A 20,709-nucleotide genomic window follows, 5' to 3' on the forward strand; every position below is an offset into this window, starting at 1 on the left:
CGGGTCCGCAAACGGGCATCGTCGTCACTGCACGACGAAGGAGTTGAAGGACACGCTCGCGATGCCCAGCTCGGGCAGGCCCTCGGCCAGCGGCGCGTTCAGCGCGCTGTGAATCTCCGTGGCCAGCCGGGCCTTGTCTTCCGAGGTGACCAGCGATTCGGGCGGGCGGTTCGACAGCAGCACCAGCAGGCGGCTGCGCAGCTCGGGCATGAACTCCACGATCTGCGCCTTGGCCTGCTCGTCGCGCACCTTCAGCGCCATGCCGATCTGCAAAAAGCGCGAGCGGCCTTCCGATTGCAGGTTGACGGTCAGCGGCTCCAGCAGCAGGAAGATGGGTTTCTCGGGCACCGGCGCCTTGGCCGCCTCGGCGGCAGCGTGTTCGGTGAAGCGGGGCAGCACGAAGACGTACGCCGCCGCGCCGGCCGCAGCCAGACCGAGCACGGCCACGAGCCCGATCAGCAGTTTCGAGGTGCGGCGCGAGGCCGGCGGGTCGGTCGCGACCGACGCAGCCGCGGTGGCGGCGGGAGAAGAGGTAGCCATGGTGAAACGGTGGACGGGTCCGATCTATTCTTTGCGAAGTCGCCCGCCGGCGAACGGCCGAACAAGCGCACAAAGGCGCTTCACATCCGTTCATTGCGGGAGGCGGGCGGGGCGGTTTCAGGCGAAGGTGTCGACGCCCGGGCCCGTGCGTGGGGTGGCAACGGGGCGGGGTGCTGCGGTTGCCGTGCGGGCGATGTCGGTGGCAGCGGAAGTGCCCTGCGGTCGCCATGCGCCCTGTCGTTGGTGTTGTTGCTGCTGTTGCTGCTGCGCGAACGCCGCGTCCTGCCCGAACGGCGCGCGCGTGTCCGCGCCCACCGAGGTCTGGCCCAGCGTGATGCCCTGCTCCGACAGGCTGGTGCGCAGCTGCGGCAGCGCGGCCTCGACGGCCTTGCGCACGCTCTCGTGCGCCGACACGAACGCGGCCTGCGCCTGGTGCTCGCCGACCGACAGCGTGACCTTCAGCGGGCCGAGGCCGGCGGGGTTGAGGTTCAGCTCGGCCGTGTGCGTGCCGGTGAGGCTCATGCGCGCGAGCTGCTGACCGAGTGCGGGGGCCCATTTCTCGCTGCCGACTTCGGGCGCGAGCGTGTGCATGGCGGGGCGTGCGGCGGGGCTTTCGGTCGTGCGTTCGGTGGAAGCGGCGACGGGATGTTGAAGCGCGAACGGGGTGGTGGATGGGGTCGCCGCGTCGTCGCCTGAGGTCGTTGCGGGGACTGCGGCGACGGGTGCTGCTTCTGTCGTCGCAAGCTTCGCATCGCCGGCGGGTTGGGCTTGCGCGGCGGCTGCGAGCTGTTCGGTGGTGGTGGCGCTCACGGTGCGCGGTGCGCCCGCGCGGCCCGGTGCGGCGGTGCCGACGGGCGGGCCGGCGGGTGCGGCGGCCGGCTTCTTGCCATCGACAGCCATCGGCTGCGCGGCCACGGCGGCGCGCACGATCTCGTACAGCGAGGGCGGTGCGGCGTCGTCGGCTTCAGGCGCTGCGCTTTGTGTGGCGGCGGTTGCGGTGGGGGCGGAAGCGTCTTCGGTGGCGATGGCGGGCGCGGGTGCGGCGGCGGCGTCGCTGCTCAAACGCACCGTGCCCGCAGGCAGGCCGGCTTGCGCGTCAGGCGTGACCGGCGCCAGCGAAGTTTCTGGCGTACCGCTGCCCTGCGTGGCCGCACCTCCCGCGAGCACCAATGCCTGTTGCGGCGTGACGGCCGCTGCGAGAAAGGCGAGGTCGGGCTCCGCAGGCTGCGCGTCCCGGATCTCTTCCGCAAGGTCCGTCTTGCGCAGCGGCTTGGCATCCGCCACCACGGTGTCGGCATCCGACGCCTTCTCGGCCTGGCTCGCACGCGAACGTTCGAGCGCGGCACCGAACGCGTGGCCCTGTGCTTCGTCGGCACTGCGGCCACGTGCGCCGCCCTGCGCGACCGGCGAGGAGGCGGCAGGCGTGACGGTCGGCGGGATCATGGGAGGCATGTCGGTTCCTGGAGGAGATTCAGTGGGTGGGGTGCGAGGCGCGGTCGAAGAACTGGCGGGCGGCGCGTTCGTCGCTGTCGCGCTGTTCGCGCTTGGCCTGCGCCATCAGTTCCTGCGCGCGCACGCGATCGGCCAGCGTGTCGAAGGAGCTGAGGCGGCGCTTCTCGCGCTGCCAGTCGGTGCGGCCCCGGTCGAGCTGGTGCCCGGCCCGTTCGGCGATGGCACGCTGCTGCGCGATCGCGTGGTCGAGCGTGCCGAGGAAGTTGCGGTAGTTGCGCCACTGCGACGACGGCAGGCCGCCGCGCATCAGCGTGTCCAGCTGTGCGTGGTAGTCCTGGCGGTACTGCAGCAGCAGCTCGAGCTTCTGCTGCGCGCTCAGGTGCGCGCTCTGCAAGGCGCCCAGGCGGCGCGCGGCGTCGTCGGTCTGGCTCTGCGCCAGGTCGATGAGCATGCCGAGGGGAAGCTTGCTGCTGCTCATGGGCGTCCTGGGGAAGGTATGTTCGTGAACAGGCTGTCCATGTGGGCGATGGCCTCCTCGTAGCCGGTGCGCTCGTGCATCGACTGCTGCAGGAAGGCTTCGATGCGCGGGTACATCGCGATCGCCTGGTCCAGCTGCAGGTCGTGCCCCGGCGCGTAGGCGCCGACGCTGATCAGGTCGCGGTTGCGCTGGTAGCGCGACAGCATCTGCTTGAAGCGACGCACGGTGTCGAACTGCGCGGGCGCGATCAACGACGTCATCGCGCGGCTGATCGAGGCCTCGATGTCGATGGCTGGGTAGTGCCCCGCCTCGGCCAGCGTGCGCGAGAGCACGACATGGCCGTCCAGGATCGCGCGCGCCGAATCGGCGATCGGGTCCTGCTGGTCGTCGCCTTCAGAGAGAACGGTGTAGAAGGCGGTGATCGAGCCGCCGCGCCCCTGCGCATCGCGCGCACCGTTGCCGGCACGCTCGACCAATGCCGGCAGCCGCGCGAACACCGAAGGCGGGTAGCCCTTGGTGGCGGGCGGCTCGCCCACGGCCAGCGCGATCTCGCGCTGCGCCATCGCATAGCGCGTGAGCGAATCCATGATGAGCAGCACGTCCTTGCCCTGGTCGCGAAAGTACTCGGCCAGGCAGGTGGCGTAGGCCGCGCCCTGCAAACGCAGCAGCGGCGAGTTGTCGGCCGGCGCGGCCACCACCACGGCGCGGGCCAGGCCCTCTTCGCCCAGCGTGTTCTCGATGAAGTCCTTCACCTCGCGACCGCGTTCGCCGATGAGGCCGACCACGATCACCTCGGCGCTGGTGTAGCGCGCCATCATGCCCAGCAGCACGCTCTTGCCCACGCCCGAGCCCGCGAACAGGCCCATGCGCTGGCCGCGGCCGACGGTGAGCATCGCGTTGATGGCGCGCACGCCCACGTCGAGCACCGAGTCGATGGCCGCGCGCGACAGCGGGTTGATCGGCGGCGCCGCCAGCGGCACCTGGCGTGCCACGTCGAGCGGGCCCAGGCCGTCGAGCGGCCGGCCGGCCGCATCGACCACGCGCCCCAGCATGCCTTCGCCCACGGGCAGGCGCTTGGTGTGGGCGTCGCCGGTCGCACCGGGCTCGCGCAGGCCGGGCCGCGCGAACACGCGCGCGCCGGGCAGCAGGCCCGCCACCTCGGTCTGCGACATGAGAAAGAGACGGTCGCCCGCGAAGCCCACCACTTCGGCTTCGGCATGGCGCTGCGGATGGCCGGGCGGCAGTTCGATGAGGCAGTCGCTGCCCACGGGCAGCTGCAGGCCCACGGCCTCGAGCACGAGGCCGACGGCGCGCGTGAGGCGGCCCGAGGCGGTGGTGGTCGTGCAGCGGGCGACGTCGGCGCGCGCCTGTTCCAGCACGGCGCGCACGCTGTTCAGATGAGGGTTGGTGGCCGTCGTCTGCATCGGCTCAGGAAGCGTCGCCACGCAGCGCCGCACCCACGCGCTCCCAGCGCGTGGCCAGGCTGGCGTCCAGCTCGCCGGTGGCCGACTGCACGCGGCAGCCGCCGCGCGCCAGGCTGTCGTCGGCGCGCAGCTGCCAGCCGGCCGCCTCGATCTCGTTGCCCAGGCTGTTCTTCACCAGGGCCAGGTCGTCGGGGTGCAGCAGCAGGCGCGGTTCGCCGCGCAGCGCGGGTTCTGCGTGCAGCAGGTCGCGCACCAGCGGTAGCACCCACTCGGGCTCGGCCTGGTAGGTGCGGTGCACCACCTGGCGCGCCACATCGAGCGCGAGCGCGAGCACGGTCTCTGCCAGCTCGACTTCGGCGCCGCGCAGCGCCTCGGGCAGCGAGCGGGCCAGCGCGCGCAGGCGTTCGGCGTGCACGCTGGCGGCGGCGAGGCCGGTGGCCAGGCCTTCGGTGTGGCCGACCTGGCGGCCTTCGGCCAGCCCGGCGGCGCGGCCCTCGGCCTCGCCCGCGGCGCGTGCTTCCTTGCGGATGCGGGCCAGCTCGGCGAGGTCGACCTTGGGCGCGGGGGGCGCAGCAGGCGGGGAAGGGCGCTGCACGGTTTGACGCGAGAGGGCCGTGCCCGACGGCGCCTTGCCATCGAGCGTGCCCATCTCCCAGCGCTCCCACGCCGACAGCGCCGGGGTGCCTGCGCCGGCCTGGCGCGCAGCCGCGTGGATGGCGGCGAGGCGCTCGCGCGAACTGTTGGAGGCGCCGAAGGCGCCGGGGTCAGACGAAGTCATCGGTGCCAGGCGCCGCGATCACGATCTCGCCGGCGTCCGCCAGACGGCGGGCGACCTGCAGGATGGCCTTCTGTTCGGTCTCGACCTGCGACACGCGCACGGGACCGCGCAGCTCCATGTCCTCGCGCAGCGTTTCTGCGGCGCGCTGCGACATGTTGCTGAGGAACTTGTCGCGCAGCTCCAGCGGCGCGCCCTTGAGCGCGATGATGAGCGAGTCGCTCTCGATGTCCTTGAGCAGGCGCTGGATGCTGCGGTCTTCCAGGCCCAGCAGGTTCTCGAACACGAACATCTCGTCGACGATGCGCTGGGCCAGCGCCTCGTCCTGTTCGCGCACATGGGCGATGGCTTCTTCTTCCACCGTGGTGCTCATCAGGTTGACGATCTCGGCCGCGGTGCGCACGCCGCCCAGGCGGCTGCGGCGCAGGCCCTGGCCGGCGAGCATTTCGGTCAGCACCTCGGTCAGCTCGTTCAGTGCCGAGGGCTGCACGCCGCCGAAGGTGGCCACGCGCATGATCACGTCGTGGCGCAGGCGCGCGGGCAGCTTCTCGAGCACCTCCGACGCCTTCATGCGGTCCAGGTGCACCAGCAGCGTCGCGAGGATCTGCGGATGCTCGTCGCGGATGAGCTCGGCCACCTCGCCGGCCTCGAGTTCGTTCAGGCGCTCGATGCCGCCGTGCGGCTCGTCGGGCTGCAGGATGTCCTCGAGCAGGTTGCTCGCGCGGTCGTCGCCCAACGCCTTCTTGAGCACCGCGCGGATGTAGCTGGTGGAGCCCAGGTGCAGGGCCGACAGCTGCTCGGTCTCCTGGCGGAACTCGGCCAGCACCGAGGCCAGCTCGTCGCGCGACACCGCGCTCAGCTTGGACATGGCCAGCCCCAGCGCCTGCACCTCGGAGGTGGGCAGCAGGTGCAGCGCGGCGGCGGCGCGGTCTTCGCCCAGCGCCATGAGCAGGATGGCGCTCTTGCGGGTGCCTGCTTCGCTGCTAGTCATCGGAGTGCATCCAGTGCTGGATCAGGGCGGCCACGAGCTTGGGGTCCTTGTCGGCGGTCTGCTGGGCGTAGTCCATGTCGGCCTTCTGGCGTGCGGACTCGCGCTGCTGCAGGGTTTCTTCGGGCTCGGCCGGGGCCGTGCCGGTGGGGGCCACGGCGCTCGCATCGGCCACGGGCGGTGCGGGCGGCGGCGCGGCCAGGTGCCGGCGCATCAGCGGACGCCCCACGGCGAACCAGGCGAACAGCGCGAGCAGGCCGATGAGCAGGTAGGGGACCAGCGTCTTGCCGAACGCGAGGTTGTCGCGGTCGCGCCAGAACGGCACGTCGGGCGCGGGGCCGGCGTCGCTGTCGCCGTCGCGGGCGAAGGCGCTGTTGACCACGTTGAGCGAGTCGCCGCGTTCCTGGCTGAAGCCCATCGCTTCCTTGGCGAGGTTGCGGATCTGCTCCAGCTCGGCCGGCGCGAGCGCGCGGGCGCTGGTCTTGCCGGCGGCATCGACCGTGTCGCGGTGGTTCACCACCACGGCGACCGACAGGCGCTTCACGCCGCCGGCGGCCTGCTGCACGTGGCGGATGGTGCGGTCGAGCTCGTAGTTGGTCGTGACGTCCTTGCGCGTGTTGCTCGGGCCGGCCGGTGTGGGCGCGGGAGCCGTGTTCGCCGTGCCCGGTGCGTTGGGCGCATTCGGCGGTTTGGGCGCGGTGATCGGCGCCGTCGGGTTCACCGGCGGCTGGTTCGACAGCGCGCCCGGCACGCCGCCGGGCGGCGCGCCGTTGTGCTGCGCCGATTCGCTGGACTGCTGGCTGCGGATCGCGGCCTGCGCCGGGTCCTGGTTGGGTCGGTACTTCTCGTCGGTGTGCTCCACCACCGAGAAGTCGATCTCGGCCGCGACCTGCGCGCGCACGTTGCTCGCGCCCACCAGCGGCTGAAGAATGGCTTCGATGCGGCGCACGTAGCCCTGCTCGATCTCCTGCGCGTACTTGAGCTGGCTCACGTCGAGGCCCTGGCTGGTGCCGCGCGCCGACGACAGCAGGTTGCCGCGCTGGTCGACCACCGTGACGCTCTTGGCGTCCAGGTCGGGCACGCTGCTAGACACCATGTGCACGATGGCGCTCACCTGGCCTTCGTCGATGCTGCGCCCGCGCATCAGCGTGAGCACCACCGAGGCCGAGGGCTTCTTCTGGTCGCGCACGAACAGCGACGGTTTGGGCAGCGCCAGATGCACGCGCGCGGCCTCGATGCTGCCGATCGATTCGATGGAGCGCGCCAGCTCGCCCTCGAGCCCGCGCTGGTAGTTGACCTGCTCGGCGAACTGGCTGGTGCCGAACTTCTGGTTGTCCATCAGTTCGAAGCCCACGCCGCCGGCCTTGGGCAGGCCCTGGGCCGCGAGCTTCAGGCGCGTTTCCGCCACCTTGTCGCCCGCGATCAGGATCGCACCGCCGCCCTCGGCGAACTTGTAGGGCACGTTCATCTGCTGCAGCGACGCGATGATCGCGCCGCCGTCGCGGTCCGACACGTTGGTGTAGAGCACCTTGTAGTCAGGGCCGCGGCTCCACAGGAAGAAAGCGGCCGCCACCGTCACCAGCGCCGCGGCGCCAAGGATCAGCGGCAGCCGGGGCTGCGCGCGCATGCGCTCCAGCATCGGGGGCAGGCCGTTGGCGCCCGCCGCCAGGCCGCCCGTGGGCGCGGCCGTGCTCATCGGCACGCCTTCGCCGGGGCCGTTGCGCCGCGCAGGGCCGGCGCCGGTGTGAGAGAGGGAATTCGGTGTTGGGATGTCATGCCGGTGGCCGGCGACGTCGTGCGCGGCCTGTGGTTTCGCGAACGATTGTCAGCAGGCGATGGGGAATTCGATCGGTCGAACAGCCGGGGGTTTTGCCCTCAGTTGCGCGTTTGAATGGGGGTCTTCCCTTGATACGCTGCCTGCCGGTTGGAGCGCTCGCGCGCTCCGTGTCAAGTCAGCTGGAAGTGAACTTTTCCCCATGTCCATCAATGCCATCGAATCCGTCCTGCAGCAGATGCGCGCCACCGCGCTCGCCAGCGGCATGGGGCCCACGACGACTGCGCCGGCCGGCGCGGGCGGCTTCGCGGCCGAGCTGCAGCGCTCGCTCGCCAGCATCAGCGGCGCGCAGCAGCAGGCCTATGCGCAGGCCGAATCCTTCGAGCTGGGCAAGCCCGGCGTGGCGCTCAACGACGTGATGGTCGACCTGCAGAAGGCCAACGTGGCGTTCCAGACCGGGCTGCAGGTGCGCAACCGGCTGGTGACGGCCTACCAGGAAATCATGAGCATGCAGGCATGACGAGGCAGGGGGCGGCAACGTAGAACTTTTTTCGTTGCGGCCCTAAAGGTTTGCGGACACCCGCCGATATCCCCTTCAACGATGGCTTGAGTCTCACCGTGGAAGCGGGTCCAGCGTTACGGCCGATGGCCGGAGTCCACAACCTTTTGTCAATCAGGAGTCGAACATGGCGCAAGTCATCAATACGAACAGCCTTTCTCTTCTCACGCAGAACAACCTCAACAAGTCGCAATCGGCCCTGAACACGGCCATCGAGCGCCTGTCTTCCGGCATGCGCATCAACAGCGCCAAGGACGACGCCGCCGGCCAGGCCATCGCCAACCGCTTCACCGCCAACATCAAGGGCCTGACGCAAGCCGCGCGCAACGCCAACGACGGCATCTCGATCGCGCAGACCACCGAAGGCGCGCTGACCGAAGTCAACAACAACCTGCAGCGCATCCGCGACCTGTCGGTGCAAGCCGCCACCGGCACCAACTCGGCCACCGACCTGGACTCGATCCAGTCGGAAATCGGCCAGCGCCTGGACGAAATCAACCGCGTGTCGGAGCAGACCCAGTTCAACGGCGTGAAGGTCCTGTCGGCCAACGCCGGCAAGCTGACGGTGCAAGTCGGCGCGAACGATGGCGAAACCATCGACATCGACCTGCAGGAAATCAGCGCCAAGACCCTGGGTCTGGAAAGCTTCAACGTGAACGGCACGGGCACGCTGAACAAGGCCGCCACCAAGGACGACCTGACGCTGGCTGGCGCTGTCGCCAACGGCGCACCGGTCAACGGCACGCAGAAGTACGACGTCACGGCCACCAACACGCTGGCCACGCGCAGCCAGCTGCTGGCGGGCGCCAAGGCGGGCGACTCGGTCGTCACCGCAGGTTCCACCTACACCTACAACGCTGCAAAGTCCGCCTTCACCTTCGGTGAAACGGGTCGCACGAACGCTGCCACGATCGCTTCGCTCCAGCCCGCAGCGGGCTCGAGCAAGACCGCCACGGTCACGATCGGCGGCACCTCGCTGGACGTCAAGATCGACAGCGCCGGCACGATCACGGCGACCGACGGCTCTGCATTGTTTGTCGACAACGTGGGCAACCTGACGCAGAACAGCGCTGGCGCTGGCGTTCAGGCAGCCACGCTGACGAGCCTAACGACCAGCATGGCGTCGGCTACCGGCACGGGCGGCACCATCAAGGTCGGCGGCACCACCTACACGGCAACCGCCGGTGCAGCCAACTTCGACGTGACCGGCGACGAAATCTCGGCCGCTGCGCTGAACGACAAGCTGGCCGCAGGTGCTGGTACCGCCGTGGCGGCATCGACCATCGGCGGCGTGGCAGGTGTCACGATCACTGCTGGCGGCACGGTTGCTGGCGCCTACGTGGGCGCCGACGGCTCGCTCGGCAACTCGCTCACCACCGTGTCGACCTACAGCGTGCACAGCAACGGCGCAGTGACCGACGGCGCTGGCAATGCGGTCTACGCCGATTCGGCCAAGGCCGGTGCCTTCACGCTGAACGCCCGCAGCGGCAAGACCTCGACGGTCGACCCGCTCAAGGCCCTGGACGCCGCCCTGTCGAAGGTCGACAAGCTGCGCTCCTCGCTGGGTGCGGTGCAGAACCGTTTCGACTCGGTGATCGCCAACCTCGGCACCACCATCACCAACCTGTCGTCGTCGCGTTCGCGCATCGAAGACTCGGACTACGCCGTGGAAGTGTCGAACATGACGCGCGCGCAGATCCTGCAGCAGGCCGGTACCTCGGTGCTGGCCCAGGCGAACCAGACCACGCAAGGCGTGCTGTCGCTGCTGCGTTGATTCGCTGAGACCGCCGGGCGCCCCTCACGAGGGTGGCGCCCGGTGCCTTGTTTTTTTGCTCGCAGGCCTTCGGGGCGACCCGAAGCCGCCTGCGTTGTCCTGTGCGGCCACGCTGGTGGCGAGGCCGCACAGGACAACGAACTCCAGAAGAAGAACGCAGACCATGTCCCAGCCCGTACCCGCCGCCTCCGCCGTGGAAAGCCCCTGGCTGCAGCAACTGCTTGCCGGCCGCACCGGCGGTGCCGCTGCGGCCGCCGCCGAGGCCGCCGCACTGCGCAAGGCCGAGGCCGAAGTCGAGGAGGCGACACCGGTGCAGATCGAGATGGCGGTGAAGTCCGTCAACGCCTCGCTGGAAAGCCGCTCGATCAGCCTGCAGTTCGAGGTCGACCGCGACACCGACAAGCTCATCGTCAAGGTGGTCGACCGCAGCAACGGCGAAGTCATTCGCCAGATTCCGACCGAAGAGGTCGTTCGCATCGCCAAGGTCATGGACCGGCAGGCCGGGCTTCTGGTGAGCCAGCAAGCCTGATCACGACCCGCTCCAGACCTCTTCATTTCATTCGCATTTCAGGACACCCCCGACATGGCATCGATCAGCAGCATCGGCGTTGGCGCCAACCTTGACCTGGGCGCATTGCTCACCCAGCTGCAGACCGCGGAGAACCAGCCGCTGGTGGCCCTGAAGGCCAAGCAGACCAGCTACAACAGCAAGCTCTCGGCCTACGGCACGCTGCAAAGCGCGCTCACCGGCATCCAGGCGGCTGCCAAGAAGCTGGGCGACCCGGCGCTGTTCCAGGCCATCACCGGCACGCCGAGCGTGAGCGGCATCCTGGCGGCGAGCGGCACCGACCCGAGGTCGGTCGGCACCTATGCCATCGACATCTCGCAGCTCGCGCAGGCGCAGTCGGTCATCGCGAAGGGCCAGACCAGCACCACCAGCGTGATCGGCAGCGGCAAGATCACCATCGACTTCGGCAAGGTCTCCGGCGGCACGCTGGACCCGGCGACCGGCCAGTACACCGGCGCCACCTTCGACAAGGACGCCACGCGCATTGCCAAGCCGATCACCATCGATGCGACCAACAACACGCTGGGCGGCATCCGCGACGCGATCAACGCGGCCAACGCCGGCGTGTCGGCCACCATCGTGAACGACGGCAGCGGCACGCCCAACCGGCTGGTGCTCACCTCCACGCAGACGGGCGAGGCCTCGGCCATGCGCATCTCGGTGGACGGCGACGCTGCGCTGCAGAACCTGCTGGGCAACGACCCCGCCGGCACGCAGAACCTGAAGCAGACCGCCGCGGCGCAGAACGCCAAGCTCACCGTCAACAACATCGCGGTCACCAGCACGAGCAACTCGGTGACCGACGCCATCCAGGGCACCACGCTCACGCTGGTGCAGACCGGCAAGCTCAGCCTGGTGATGAAGGCCAACACGACGTCGGTGAAGACGGCCATCACCGATTTCGTGAAGGCCTACAACGCGCTGCAGAGCACCGCGAAGTCGCTCACGGCCTTCGACACCGACGCCAAGGCCGCCGCGCCGCTGGTGGGCGACTCGACCTTGCGCAACCTGCAGACGCGCATCCGCCAGGCGCTGGTCGCCCCGCAGGTGGGCGGCCCGAACGACCTGAAGGTGCTCACGTCCATCGGCATCTCGTTCCAGAAGGACGGCACGCTCGCGATCGACAACGACAAGCTCGACAAGGCCATCGACACCAACCTGGAGGGCGTGGCGAAGCTGTTCTCCAGCGGCACCGGCAGCACCGCCGGCTACGGCAAGCAGCTGACGGCGCTGGTCGACGACCTCACCGGCACCAAGGGCGCGCTCAAGGTCGCCACCGATGGCGTGACGAGCTCGCTCAAGCAGCTCGACACCCAGTACACCGCGATGAAGGAGCGTGCCGACGCGACGGTGGAGCGCTATCGCAAGCAGTTCGTGCAGCTGGACGTGGCGATGAACAAGATGAACGGCACGCTGAAATACCTCGCGCAGCAGTTCGACGCGATGAACGCCAGCAAGGGCTGAGGACAGGACGCGACATGTACAGCTCTCACCACTCCCGCACCGGTGCCGGCGTTTACGCGCGCGTCGGCGTGGAGACGCGCGCCATGAGCGCGTCGCCGCTGCAACTGATCCACATGCTGTTCGACGGCGCGAAGACCGCCATCGGCGCGGCGCGCCTGCACATGACGGCCGGCGACATCGGCGCCAAGGGGCAGGCGATTTCGAAGGCGATCAACATCGTCGACAACGGCCTGAAGGCCAGCCTCGATGCCGAGGCGGCCGGCGAGGCCGGTGGCGACATCGTCGGCAACCTGTCGTCGCTGTACGACTACGTGGTGCAACGCCTGCTGCTGGCCAACCTGCGCAACGACGTGCAGGCGCTGGACGAGGCCGACCGCCTGCTCGATCACCTGGCGTCCGCCTGGCGCGAGATCGACGACAGGCCCTCCAACTGATGATGCAGAGCGTGACCTGGGGGCAGGAACAGATGGCCGTGCGCAGCGAGATCGTTCATTGCTACGAGCAGCTGGCCGCGTGCATCTCGACGATGCTGGCGCTGGCCCGTGCCAAGGAATGGGGGCAGCTGCCCGAGCTGGAGGCCCGCTGTTCGGCGTCGGTCGAGCGCCTGAAGGCGATCCAGCCGCTGGCGTCGCTGGAGCCCGCGCAGCGCGACCTCGTGCTGCGCCTGCTCGAGCGCATCTGCACCGAGCAGGCCGAGCTGTCGGGGCTCATCAAGCCGCAGCTCGACGACCTGATCCGCCGCATGGATTCGCTCAACCACCAGAAGAACCTGGGCAAGGCCTACGGCCTGGCGCACTGACGCGAACCGACAGGACGACACCACCGTGGCCATGCTGGGACTCACCGGACTGATCGACGCACTGAGGGCCGCGCGCCTGACGCCGCCGCTCGACCTGCTCGGCCTGCGGCCCGAGACCACGGTGGGCGCGCCCGGTGCGGCGGTGGCCGTTCCGAAGACGGCGAACGACGTGCGCCTGCCGTCGCGTGCGGCGCTGGACCGGCTGGTGCCGTCGGGCGCGTCCGGTGGCGATGGGGCTGCGCCTCCTGCCGGCGGTGCGCCGCCTTCGATCGACACCCGCCTGTCGCTGGCCGCGCGCGTGATCGGCGCGGTGCTGGCCGACCTGCAGGCCGCGCCGGGGCCGGTGCGGGGCGAGGCGCCGTTGCTGCTGCCCGTCGCGCGCCAGGGTACGAACACCGCGGCACTCGCGGGCACGCTGGCGCAGACGGTGGCGGACAGCGGGCTCTTCTACGAATCGCACCTGGCCGAATTCGCGGCCGGCACGCGCACGCTCGCGCAGATGGCGCGGGAGCCGCAGGCGCGCTGGGCGAGTCCGGTGATGGTGGCGACGACGACAAGCACACCAGGGCAGGGCGTGGTGGCTGCGGCGACGGCGCTGGCTGCGGTCGATGTTGCAACGCCGCCCGCGCCGAATGCGCAGGCGCAGGCCCCGCAGGTCGACGCGCCGGAAGCCGACATCGCACAAGCAGCGCGTGGCGCTGCGCGCAGCGAGACCGCCGCCGCGCCCGCACCGGATGCGGCGCGCGTGCAGGCGGCCTACGGCCTCTCCGAGGCCCCGTCGGAAATGCCCGCGCCCCGCCTCGCAGAACACGCGCGCGCTGCGGTCGACGTCACCAGCACGCCGGCCCCGCGCAGCGCCGAAGTGATCCACCCGCAAGCCGTCACCGTCGTGCACCAGCAGCTCGACCTGCTGGCCAGTGCCGCCTTCCGCTGGAGCGGCCACGCCTGGCCCGAGGTGCCGATGGCGTGGACCATCGAGGAAGAACCCGCCAGCTCCAACGCACGCGAAGGCGAACCCGCCGAGGAAGAAGCCGCGCGCCGCTGGTCGACCACCGTGTCGCTCGTGCTGCCACGCCTGGGCGAGGTCGACCTGCGCCTGAGCCTCAGCGGCCCGACCGTGCAGGCGCAGCTGCAGGCGCGCGAGCACGCCACCGTGGCCCGCCTGCGCGGCGACGCCGGCCGGCTCGCGCAACGCTTCGAGGCTGTCGGTCTTCAGCTGCAGCAGCTGCAGGTCACGGAGAAGGCGGCGGCATGAGCGATGACCTTCGCAACCGCCACAGCGCCGTCGTGCTCTCGCATGCGGACACGCGCAAGGCCCCCGTCGTCGTCGCCAAGGGCTACGGCGTGGTGGCGGAATCGATCCTGCGCGAGGCGCGCGCGCACGGGCTTTATGTGCATGCGTCGGCCGACCTCGTGAAGCTGCTGATGCAGATCGACCTCGACCGCCAGATCCCGCCGCAGCTGTACCAGGCGGTCGCGGAAGTGATGGCCTGGATTCACCGGCTGGAAGGCGGCGCCGAGGCTGCGGCGCCTTGATCGGCGGTTGTTCTATGGAAAGTCATTGACCTATTGAAAGACCCTGAATAAAGCCGCCGATTAACGCTCGGAGGTGCTCGATAGTCTTTATAAATTCAATTGGCGAGGGGATTGCCAATTGCCGGAATACGCACGCCCGTAACAATTGCTTGCGCTCCGTGACTGCGCGCCGGTGCCAGGACTGAAACCGCTTCCCCAGAGGGAGGTCTGAAGCCTTCCGTCGGAAACCTCGTCAAAACCCTTTTACTTTTTGCTCTACTTTGTCTTCGAAGTGTAAATAAGTGTGTATATAATGTATACATGTTGGATGGACGTGCGGAGTCGACATGGAATCGGAAATGGAAGTAGACGTGGAAAATTGCAATGTCAACGCAGGCGGCGTGATTTCGAAGGAAATCGGCGAGATCAATCTGGCCTACATGCTGCTCGCGCAGAAGCTCGTGAAGCGGGACCGGGCGGAAGCCATGTTCCGCCTCGGCGTGGGGCGCGAGCTGGCCGATCTGCTCATGAACATGTCGCTCAGCCAGATCGTGAAGCTGGCCGCGTCCAACTTCCTGCTGTGCAGCTTCCGCCTGGACGACCGGCCCATGTTCGCCGTGGTCGGCGAGGGCAAGGAGCCCGCGCTGCAGCAGGCCCACATGTCGATCCTGATGAGCGCGCGCCAGGCACAGGCCCAGCCGCAGATGCGCAAAGCAGGTTCGGCCAGCGCATGACTGCCAAGAGCATCCTGGGCGAGGTCCGGCAGGTGCAGCTCGCGGTCGAACTCATCGGCCTGGGTGCGCGCCTGCAGTTCCTGGAGGCCGTGGTCGCGCTCAGCCGCGAACGCCTGATCCGCCTGTACAAGGAACTCAAGGGCGTCTCGCCGCCCAAGGGCCTGCTGCCGTTCTCCACCGACTGGTACATGACCTGGCTGGCCAACATCCACTCGTCGATGTTCTACAACATCTACCGCTTCATGCGCGACGAGGCCGGCGAGGGCGAGCTGCCCGCGCTCATCAAGGCCTACCGCCTGTACACCGAGCAGGTCGAGTCGCAGGGCAGCGAGGTCGTGCTCGACTTCACGCGCGCCGAGACCATGGTGCGTTTCTTCGACAGCGACATGCTGCAGCTGAGCCCGTGCAGCCGCTGCGGCGGCCACTTCGTGGCGCACGCCCACGACCACAAGCACGGCTACGTGTGCGTGCTGTGCCGCCCGCCTTCGCGCGCGGGCAAGGCGCGCAAGCCCAAGCTCGAACCGGTGCGCCGCGGCGGCCTCATTGCCGGCGGCCCGGTGCTCGACATCGGCGGCGCCGTCTCGTGAAAGTGCCCCGGCGCCCGGCGCGGGTTTTTTGTTTTGGACGCCTCAGGGCATAGGGGAAGCGCGTGCTGGTTCTGGTGGGATATCTGGTGGTGATCGGCGCCGTCTTCGGCGGCTACGGCCTCATGGGCGGGCATTTCGGCGTGCTGTTCCAGCCCGTGGAGCTGCTCATGATCGGCGGCTCCGCGCTCGGCGCGTTCATCGCGGGCAACAACGGCAAGACCATCAAGGCGACCATCCGGGAGCTGCCGCTCTTGCTGCGTTCGTCCAAGCACAACCGCCAGCTCTACATGGACCTGCTGGCGCTGCTGTACGAGCTGCTCGCCAAGGCCCGCAAGGAGGGCATGATGAAGCTCGAGTCCGACGTGGAAGCGCCGGAGCAAAGCGAGATCTTCGGCCGCTACCCGACCATCCTGGCGCACGAGGGCATCACCGTGTTCCTGTGCGACTACCTGCGCCTGGTCATCAGCGGCAACACCGACGCGCACGAGATCGAGGCCCTGATGGACCACGAGATCGACACCATCCGCCACGAGGCGGCGGTGCCCGGCCACAGCCTCTCGCGCGTGGGCGACGCGCTGCCTGCGCTGGGCATCGTCGCGGCCGTGATGGGCGTGGTGCATGCGCTGGGCTCGGCCCACCTGCCGCCGTCGGAAATGGGCGCGCTCATCGCGCACGCCATGGTCGGCACCTTCCTGGGCGTGCTGCTGGCCTACGGCTTCGTGTCGCCGCTGGCCTCGCTGATCGAGCAGAAGGTCGAAGAGGGCATGAAGATCTACCAGTGCGCCAAGGTCACGCTGCTGGCCAGCCTGAACGGCTACGCACCGCAGCTGGCCGTGGAGTTCGGCCGCAAGGTGCTGTTCTCGACCGAGCGCCCCTCGTTCACCGAGCTGGACGACCACGTGCGCGAAGTCAAGGCGCGCTGATTCCCCGACGGCCATGAGCGACGCGAAGCCCCGCATCATCATCAAGCGCGCCCACGGCGGCGGGCACGGCGGCGGCCATGCGGGCGGCGGCTGGAAGATCGCCTACGCCGACTTCATGACGGCCATGATGGCCTTCTTCCTCGTCATGTGGCTGCTGTCGATTTCGAGCCCCAAGCAGCGCGAAGGCATTGCCGAGCACTTTCGCATGCCGCTGCGCGTGGCGCTGGCCGGCGGCGACAAGAGCAGCATGAGCACCAGCATGATTCCCGGCGGCGGCGCCGACGTGATGCACGCCGAGGGCGAGGTGCGCCACACCGAGGCCGACAGCGAAGACGCGGCCGACGCCAGCCGCCTGGCCGAGATGAAGAAGAAGCTCGACGAGCTGATCGAGAAGAGCCCGGTGTTCCAGCAGTTCCGCTCGCAGATCCTCATCGACATCACCACCGAAGGCCTGCGCCTGCAGATCGTGGACAGCGAGAACCGCCCGATGTTCGAGCTGGCCAGCGCCCGCGTGGTGCCGCACATGCGCGCCATTCTTCGCGAGCTGGCGCCGGTGCTCAACGGCCTGCCCAACAAGCTCACGCTGTCGGGCCACACCGACGCCATCGTCTACACCAACGACCGTTCGTACGGCAACTGGGAGCTCTCGGCCGACCGCGCCAACGCCTCGCGCCGCGAGCTGGTCACGGGCGGCATGACCGAGGACAAGGTGCTGCGCGTGATCGGCCTGGCCGACAGCATGCACCTGGACCGCGCCGACCCGCGCAACCCCATCAACCGCCGCATCAGCATCATCTTGCTGAACCACCGCACGCAGGAGCGCATCGAGCGCGAGAACAGCAACGACGCCGGCGCCACGCGCATCGGCCTGCCGCCACCGGCCGCGCAGGCGCGCACCGCGGCGGGACACACGGCGGGATAACAAGAACAAGGAAGCGGCCTCGCGCAAAAGCGCGGGCCCCGGAGCACCACAGATGGACCTCAGTCAATTCACCCAGGCCTTCTTCGTCGAAGCCATCGAGCTGCTGGCGGAGATGGAGCAGCTCTTGCTCGACCTCGACGTCGAGGCGCCCGACGGCGAGCAGCTCAACGCCATCTTCCGCGCGGCGCATTCCATCAAGGGCGGCGCGGCCACGTTCGGTTTCACCGCCTTGACCCACACCACGCACGTGCTCGAAACGCTGCTGGACAGGGCCCGCCACGGGCAGCTGCACCTGAGCGCTCCGATGATCGATGCCTTTCTGGAAACGAAGGACGCCTTGCAAGAACAACTCACCGCCTACCAGGCCGGCAAGGAGCCGGACGCCGAGAGGGTCGCCCACATCTGCGGCGTGCTGCAGCAGCTGGCGATGGAGAACAACGCCGCCGCGCCGGTGCCTGCACCCGCGCCCGCACCGGCGCCTGTCGTGCAAGCCGCTGCGCCGGCCGATGAAGGCTGCAGCAGCAGCGACGGCGTGCTGGTCGTGCGCTTCGCGCGCCTGTCCGACAGCGAATGCGAGCTGCTCGCCGGCGAGCTGGCCAACCTGGGCACCGTGCTGACGCGCACGCGCAGCAACGACCAGCTGACCGTGCGGCTGGCCACCACCTGCGACCCCGACGACATCGTGGCCGTGTGCTGCTTCGTCATCGACGAATCGCAGATCGACATCACGCGCGAGGTGGCCGACGTTGCCCCACCCGTGGTCGCAGTGGCAGAGCCCGTCGTGCCGCCACCCGCCGCACCGGCCCCTGCATCGGCCGCCGCCGCGTCTGCGCCCGCCAGCGCCAAGGAGTCCAGCTCCATCCGCGTCGACGTCGAGAAGGTCGACCAGCTCATCAACCTCGTGGGCGAGCTCGTCATCACGCAGTCGATGCTCACGCAGGCCGCGACCGTGCTCGACCCCGTGGCCTACGAGCGCTTCCTGAGCGGCCTGGGCCACCTGGAGCGCAACGCGCGCGACCTGCAGGAATCGGTGATGTCCATCCGCATGATGCCGATGGACTACGTGTTCAGCCGCTTCCCGCGCGTGATCCGCGACGTGAGCGCCAAGCTCGGCAAGCAGGTGCGCCTGGACACCTACGGCAAGGAGACCGAGCTCGACAAGGGCCTCATCGAACGCATCGTCGATCCGCTCACGCACCTCGTGCGCAACAGCCTGGACCACGGCATCGAGGCCCCCGAGGTGCGCCTGGCCAAGGGCAAGGACGCCACCGGCCAGCTGCTGCTGTCGGCACAGCACCACGGCGGCAACATCGTGATCGAGGTGAGCGACGACGGCGCGGGCCTGAACCGCGAGCGCATCCTCGACAAGGCGCGCCAGCAGGGCCTGCCGGTGAGCGACGCCATGCCCGACGAAGAGGTGTGGCAGCTGATCTTCGCGCCCGGCTTCTCCACCGCCGAGCAGGTCACCGACATCTCGGGGCGCGGCGTGGGCATGGACGTGGTCAAGCGCAACATCCAGGAGATGGGCGGCCATGTGGAGATTCATTCGCGCGGCGGCCAGGGCACGTCCACGCGCATCGTGCTGCCGCTCACGCTGGCCATCCTCAACGGCATGTCGGTGCGCGTGGGCAGCGAGGCCTACATCCTGCCGCTGAGCTACGTGATCGAGTCGCTGCAGCCGCTGCCGGAGCACCTGCACTCCATTACCGCCGACGGCCACGTGATCCGCGTGCGCGGCGAGTACCTGCCGCTCATCGAGCTGCACCGCGTGTTCGACGTGGCCGGCGCGCAGACGCAGCCCACGCAGGGCATCCTGGTGATCGTGCAGGCCGACGACAGCCGCTTCGCGTTGCTGGTCGACGAGCTGCTCGGCCAGCACCAGGTGGTGGTGAAGAACCTGGAGACCAACTACCGCAAGGTGCCCGGCATCTCGGCCGCCACCATCGTGGGCGACGGCAGCGTGGCCTTCATCGTCGACGTGGGCGCGATGCCGCGCATCCAGCGCGCACAGGCCGCCAGCGCGGCGGCCCTGGCGGGCGCCGCGCGCCGCACCGACGCATTGGCGTCCTGATCCCGACGCGAGGGACGGCCGCATGAGGTTCGATTTCTTCCGGCGCCCCGGCGTCGACGGCAACGGCGCGCAAGCCGACACAACGCCCGCCATCACGCCCGCAGTCGGTGCCGACGGCCATGTGGCCTACGCCATGCTGCTCGACGGCAAGCGCCGTGTGGTCGGCTACCGCATGGCCTGGCGCGCGGCCGGGCAGGGCACCGACGCGGGTGCGGCGGCCGGCGTCAAGGCGCTCATGGACACGCTGGGCCTGCACCTGAACCCGGGCGGCCACGGCTGGCTGCTGGGCGGGCAGATGGTGTTCGTCGACGTCACCGTCGATGCGCTGTTCCAGAGCGAGCTGCAGTCGCTGCCGCCGCGCAACGTCGTGCTGTGCATGAAGGCCGACGAGCTGATGGACGCCGACATGCGCTCCATCCTGCTGTTCCTGCGCGAGCAGGGCTTCGGCTTCATGCTGTGCGGCGGCGTCGCGCTGCCGGACGACGACGAGCTGCGCGCCATCGTCATGCACCGCGAGGTGCTGCCCTCCCAGTTGGCGGACGTGTCGCCCTCCGGCCCGGCGCCCATCGCCGCGCGCGTGGCGAACTGGGCCGAGTTCGAGGCCTGCGCCGCGCGCGGCGTGCAGGTCTTCGTCGACGGCGCCGTGCGCCTGCCGCCAGCGCGCGACAGCGCCGACGCGCTGCAGCCCGAGTCGCAGCTCATCGTGCACCTGATGCAGATGATCCTGCGCAACGAGGACGTACGCGCCATCGAGGGCGCACTCAAGCACGACGCGGCGCTCACCTACCGGCTGCTGCGCTACATCAACTCGCCCTCGGTGGGGCTGGCGGTGGAGATCCACTCGCTGCGCCATGCGGTCGCCATGCTGGGCTACTCGCCGCTGTACCGCTGGCTGTCGCTGCTGCTGGCCACCAGCAACAAGGTCAGCTCGCCCTTCATGATGAAGAAGGCCATCCTGCGCGGGCGTTTCGTCGAGCTGATGGGGCAGGGCATGCTGCCACCCAGCGAGGCCGACAACCTGTTCGTTGCCGGCATGTTCTCGCTGCTCGATCAGCTGCTGGGCGTGCCCATGGAAGGCGTGCTGCGCAAGGTGCAGCTCACCGAGGCGGTGCAGCAGGCCATTCTGTCGCGCAGCGGCGTCTACGGCCCCTTCGTGGCGCTGGCCGAAAGCTGCGAGACCGACGACGGCCGCGCGGCGCGCCTGTCGGAGGCGCTCTTCCTGAGCGCCGCGCAGGTCAACGCCGCGCAGCTGTCGGCGCTGGTGTGGGCGCTCGACGCCGGCCCGGCCGTGACCGCACCGCCTGCCTGACCCCCGGAAATGCAAGGCTTTTGCGCGTCTGATCGGCCGATTGGAAACGGCGG

General features: G+C 69.3%; 21 protein-coding genes. 14 read left to right on the forward strand and 7 right to left on the reverse strand.

Features of this window, described 5'->3' with window-relative positions:
• Nucleotides 1-24 precede the first annotated feature (24 nt).
• The 7 genes from fliL to fliF all read right to left on the reverse strand — a co-directional run bounded on the left by fliL (nt 25) and on the right by fliF (nt 7,353).
• Nucleotides 25-540 (reverse strand): flagellar basal body-associated protein FliL, encoded by a 516-nt coding sequence (gene fliL / locus AC1RAD_RS06665; protein ID WP_492734247.1) that lies wholly within the window; start codon nt 538-540, stop codon nt 25-27.
• Nucleotides 541-657: 117 nt separating this feature from the next.
• Nucleotides 658-1,992: a flagellar hook-length control protein FliK gene (locus AC1RAD_RS06670; RefSeq protein WP_492734248.1), complete on the reverse strand. Its 1,335-nt coding sequence runs from the start codon at nt 1,990-1,992 to the stop codon at nt 658-660.
• 19 nt (nt 1,993-2,011) lie between these two features.
• On the reverse strand, nt 2,012-2,470 hold the full coding sequence (gene fliJ / locus AC1RAD_RS06675) for a flagellar export protein FliJ (RefSeq protein WP_062469337.1): 459 nt from the start codon (nt 2,468-2,470) through the stop codon (nt 2,012-2,014).
• Nucleotides 2,467-3,894 (reverse strand): flagellar protein export ATPase FliI, encoded by a 1,428-nt coding sequence (gene fliI / locus AC1RAD_RS06680; protein ID WP_492734249.1) that lies wholly within the window; start codon nt 3,892-3,894, stop codon nt 2,467-2,469. Before fliI ends, fliJ begins: the two co-directional genes overlap by 4 nt.
• A 4-nt stretch (nt 3,895-3,898) precedes the next feature.
• A complete protein-coding gene (gene fliH, locus AC1RAD_RS06685) occupies nt 3,899-4,672 on the reverse strand; it encodes a flagellar assembly protein FliH (RefSeq protein ID WP_492734250.1) in 774 nt (257 codons plus the stop codon).
• Entirely contained in the window at nt 4,659-5,660 is a 1,002-nt protein-coding gene (gene fliG / locus AC1RAD_RS06690; RefSeq protein WP_062469343.1) for a flagellar motor switch protein FliG, read from the reverse strand. The genes fliH and fliG overlap by 14 nt, the downstream gene beginning before the upstream one ends.
• On the reverse strand, nt 5,653-7,353 hold the full coding sequence (fliF, locus tag AC1RAD_RS06695) for a flagellar basal-body MS-ring/collar protein FliF (protein WP_492734251.1): 1,701 nt from the start codon (nt 7,351-7,353) through the stop codon (nt 5,653-5,655). The genes fliG and fliF overlap by 8 nt, the downstream gene beginning before the upstream one ends.
• Before the next feature lie 280 nt (nt 7,354-7,633).
• Here fliF and fliE point away from each other — a divergent pair, with 280 nt between their 5' ends.
• The 14 genes from fliE to AC1RAD_RS06765 all read left to right on the forward strand — a co-directional run bounded on the left by fliE (nt 7,634) and on the right by AC1RAD_RS06765 (nt 20,656).
• On the forward strand, nt 7,634-7,951 hold the full coding sequence (fliE, locus tag AC1RAD_RS06700; RefSeq protein WP_492734252.1) for a flagellar hook-basal body complex protein FliE: 318 nt from the start codon (nt 7,634-7,636) through the stop codon (nt 7,949-7,951).
• A 166-nt stretch (nt 7,952-8,117) separates the two neighbouring features.
• Nucleotides 8,118-9,764 (forward strand): flagellin N-terminal helical domain-containing protein, encoded by a 1,647-nt coding sequence (locus AC1RAD_RS06705; RefSeq protein WP_159274394.1) that lies wholly within the window; start codon nt 8,118-8,120, stop codon nt 9,762-9,764.
• 163 nt (nt 9,765-9,927) lie between these two features.
• Nucleotides 9,928-10,293: a flagellar protein FlaG gene (locus AC1RAD_RS06710; protein WP_095744080.1), complete on the forward strand. Its 366-nt coding sequence runs from the start codon at nt 9,928-9,930 to the stop codon at nt 10,291-10,293.
• Between the two features lie 54 nt (nt 10,294-10,347).
• Entirely contained in the window at nt 10,348-11,796 is a 1,449-nt protein-coding gene (gene fliD, locus AC1RAD_RS06715; RefSeq protein ID WP_492734253.1) for a flagellar filament capping protein FliD, read from the forward strand.
• Between the two features lie 14 nt (nt 11,797-11,810).
• A complete protein-coding gene (gene fliS, locus AC1RAD_RS06720; RefSeq protein WP_070061560.1) occupies nt 11,811-12,230 on the forward strand; it encodes a flagellar export chaperone FliS in 420 nt (139 codons plus the stop codon).
• Complete coding sequence (locus AC1RAD_RS06725) at nt 12,230-12,595, forward strand: flagellar protein FliT (protein WP_223301366.1); 366 nt, start codon at nt 12,230-12,232, stop codon at nt 12,593-12,595. The genes fliS and AC1RAD_RS06725 overlap by 1 nt, the downstream gene beginning before the upstream one ends.
• 31 nt (nt 12,596-12,626) lie before the next feature.
• Nucleotides 12,627-13,850 (forward strand): flagellar hook-length control protein FliK, encoded by a 1,224-nt coding sequence (gene fliK, locus AC1RAD_RS06730; protein WP_492734558.1) that lies wholly within the window; start codon nt 12,627-12,629, stop codon nt 13,848-13,850.
• A complete protein-coding gene (locus AC1RAD_RS06735; protein WP_159278072.1) occupies nt 13,847-14,131 on the forward strand; it encodes an EscU/YscU/HrcU family type III secretion system export apparatus switch protein in 285 nt (94 codons plus the stop codon). Before fliK ends, AC1RAD_RS06735 begins: the two co-directional genes overlap by 4 nt.
• A gap of 350 nt (nt 14,132-14,481) precedes the next feature.
• On the forward strand, nt 14,482-14,844 hold the full coding sequence (gene flhD, locus AC1RAD_RS06740) for a flagellar transcriptional regulator FlhD (RefSeq protein ID WP_370869944.1): 363 nt from the start codon (nt 14,482-14,484) through the stop codon (nt 14,842-14,844).
• Nucleotides 14,841-15,431 carry a flagellar transcriptional regulator FlhC gene (flhC, locus tag AC1RAD_RS06745; RefSeq protein WP_062469371.1) on the forward strand — a complete coding sequence of 197 codons (591 nt, stop codon included), beginning with the start codon at nt 14,841-14,843 and terminating at the stop codon, nt 15,429-15,431. The genes flhD and flhC overlap by 4 nt, the downstream gene beginning before the upstream one ends.
• A gap of 62 nt (nt 15,432-15,493) precedes the next feature.
• Nucleotides 15,494-16,354, forward strand: coding sequence for a flagellar motor stator protein MotA (gene motA, locus AC1RAD_RS06750; protein ID WP_070061563.1), 861 nt, complete (start codon nt 15,494-15,496; stop codon nt 16,352-16,354).
• Between the two features lie 13 nt (nt 16,355-16,367).
• Entirely contained in the window at nt 16,368-17,276 is a 909-nt protein-coding gene (motB, locus tag AC1RAD_RS06755) for a flagellar motor protein MotB (protein WP_062469377.1), read from the forward strand.
• Between the two features lie 52 nt (nt 17,277-17,328).
• Nucleotides 17,329-19,347, forward strand: a complete 2,019-nt coding sequence (gene cheA / locus AC1RAD_RS06760; RefSeq protein WP_492734254.1) for a chemotaxis protein CheA — start codon at nt 17,329-17,331, stop codon at nt 19,345-19,347.
• A 22-nt stretch (nt 19,348-19,369) separates the two neighbouring features.
• Nucleotides 19,370-20,656: an EAL and HDOD domain-containing protein gene (locus AC1RAD_RS06765; protein WP_492734255.1), complete on the forward strand. Its 1,287-nt coding sequence runs from the start codon at nt 19,370-19,372 to the stop codon at nt 20,654-20,656.
• Nucleotides 20,657-20,709 lie beyond the last annotated feature (53 nt).

The organism is Variovorax sp. GW823-FHT04B03 (assembly GCF_058796495.1).

What these genes read in the sequence shown, in the direction of transcription:
- fliL (WP_492734247.1), bottom strand. Translation starts at nt 540, where the DNA reads ATGGCTACCTCTTCTCCCGCCGCCACCGCGGCTGCGTCGGTCGCGACC.
- AC1RAD_RS06670 (WP_492734248.1), bottom strand. Translation starts at nt 1,992, where the DNA reads ATGCCTCCCATGATCCCGCCGACCGTCACGCCTGCCGCCTCCTCGCCG.
- fliJ (WP_062469337.1), bottom strand. Translation starts at nt 2,470, where the DNA reads ATGAGCAGCAGCAAGCTTCCCCTCGGCATGCTCATCGACCTGGCGCAG.
- fliI (WP_492734249.1), bottom strand. Translation starts at nt 3,894, where the DNA reads ATGCAGACGACGGCCACCAACCCTCATCTGAACAGCGTGCGCGCCGTG.
- fliH (WP_492734250.1), bottom strand. Translation starts at nt 4,672, where the DNA reads ATGACTTCGTCTGACCCCGGCGCCTTCGGCGCCTCCAACAGTTCGCGC.
- fliG (WP_062469343.1), bottom strand. Translation starts at nt 5,660, where the DNA reads ATGACTAGCAGCGAAGCAGGCACCCGCAAGAGCGCCATCCTGCTCATG.
- fliF (WP_492734251.1), bottom strand. Translation starts at nt 7,353, where the DNA reads ATGAGCACGGCCGCGCCCACGGGCGGCCTGGCGGCGGGCGCCAACGGC.
- fliE (WP_492734252.1), top strand. Translation starts at nt 7,634, where the DNA reads ATGTCCATCAATGCCATCGAATCCGTCCTGCAGCAGATGCGCGCCACC.
- AC1RAD_RS06705 (WP_159274394.1), top strand. Translation starts at nt 8,118, where the DNA reads ATGGCGCAAGTCATCAATACGAACAGCCTTTCTCTTCTCACGCAGAAC.
- AC1RAD_RS06710 (WP_095744080.1), top strand. Translation starts at nt 9,928, where the DNA reads ATGTCCCAGCCCGTACCCGCCGCCTCCGCCGTGGAAAGCCCCTGGCTG.
- fliD (WP_492734253.1), top strand. Translation starts at nt 10,348, where the DNA reads ATGGCATCGATCAGCAGCATCGGCGTTGGCGCCAACCTTGACCTGGGC.
- fliS (WP_070061560.1), top strand. Translation starts at nt 11,811, where the DNA reads ATGTACAGCTCTCACCACTCCCGCACCGGTGCCGGCGTTTACGCGCGC.
- AC1RAD_RS06725 (WP_223301366.1), top strand. Translation starts at nt 12,230, where the DNA reads ATGATGCAGAGCGTGACCTGGGGGCAGGAACAGATGGCCGTGCGCAGC.
- fliK (WP_492734558.1), top strand. Translation starts at nt 12,627, where the DNA reads ATGCTGGGACTCACCGGACTGATCGACGCACTGAGGGCCGCGCGCCTG.
- AC1RAD_RS06735 (WP_159278072.1), top strand. Translation starts at nt 13,847, where the DNA reads ATGAGCGATGACCTTCGCAACCGCCACAGCGCCGTCGTGCTCTCGCAT.
- flhC (WP_062469371.1), top strand. Translation starts at nt 14,841, where the DNA reads ATGACTGCCAAGAGCATCCTGGGCGAGGTCCGGCAGGTGCAGCTCGCG.
- motB (WP_062469377.1), top strand. Translation starts at nt 16,368, where the DNA reads ATGAGCGACGCGAAGCCCCGCATCATCATCAAGCGCGCCCACGGCGGC.
- cheA (WP_492734254.1), top strand. Translation starts at nt 17,329, where the DNA reads ATGGACCTCAGTCAATTCACCCAGGCCTTCTTCGTCGAAGCCATCGAG.
- AC1RAD_RS06765 (WP_492734255.1), top strand. Translation starts at nt 19,370, where the DNA reads ATGAGGTTCGATTTCTTCCGGCGCCCCGGCGTCGACGGCAACGGCGCG.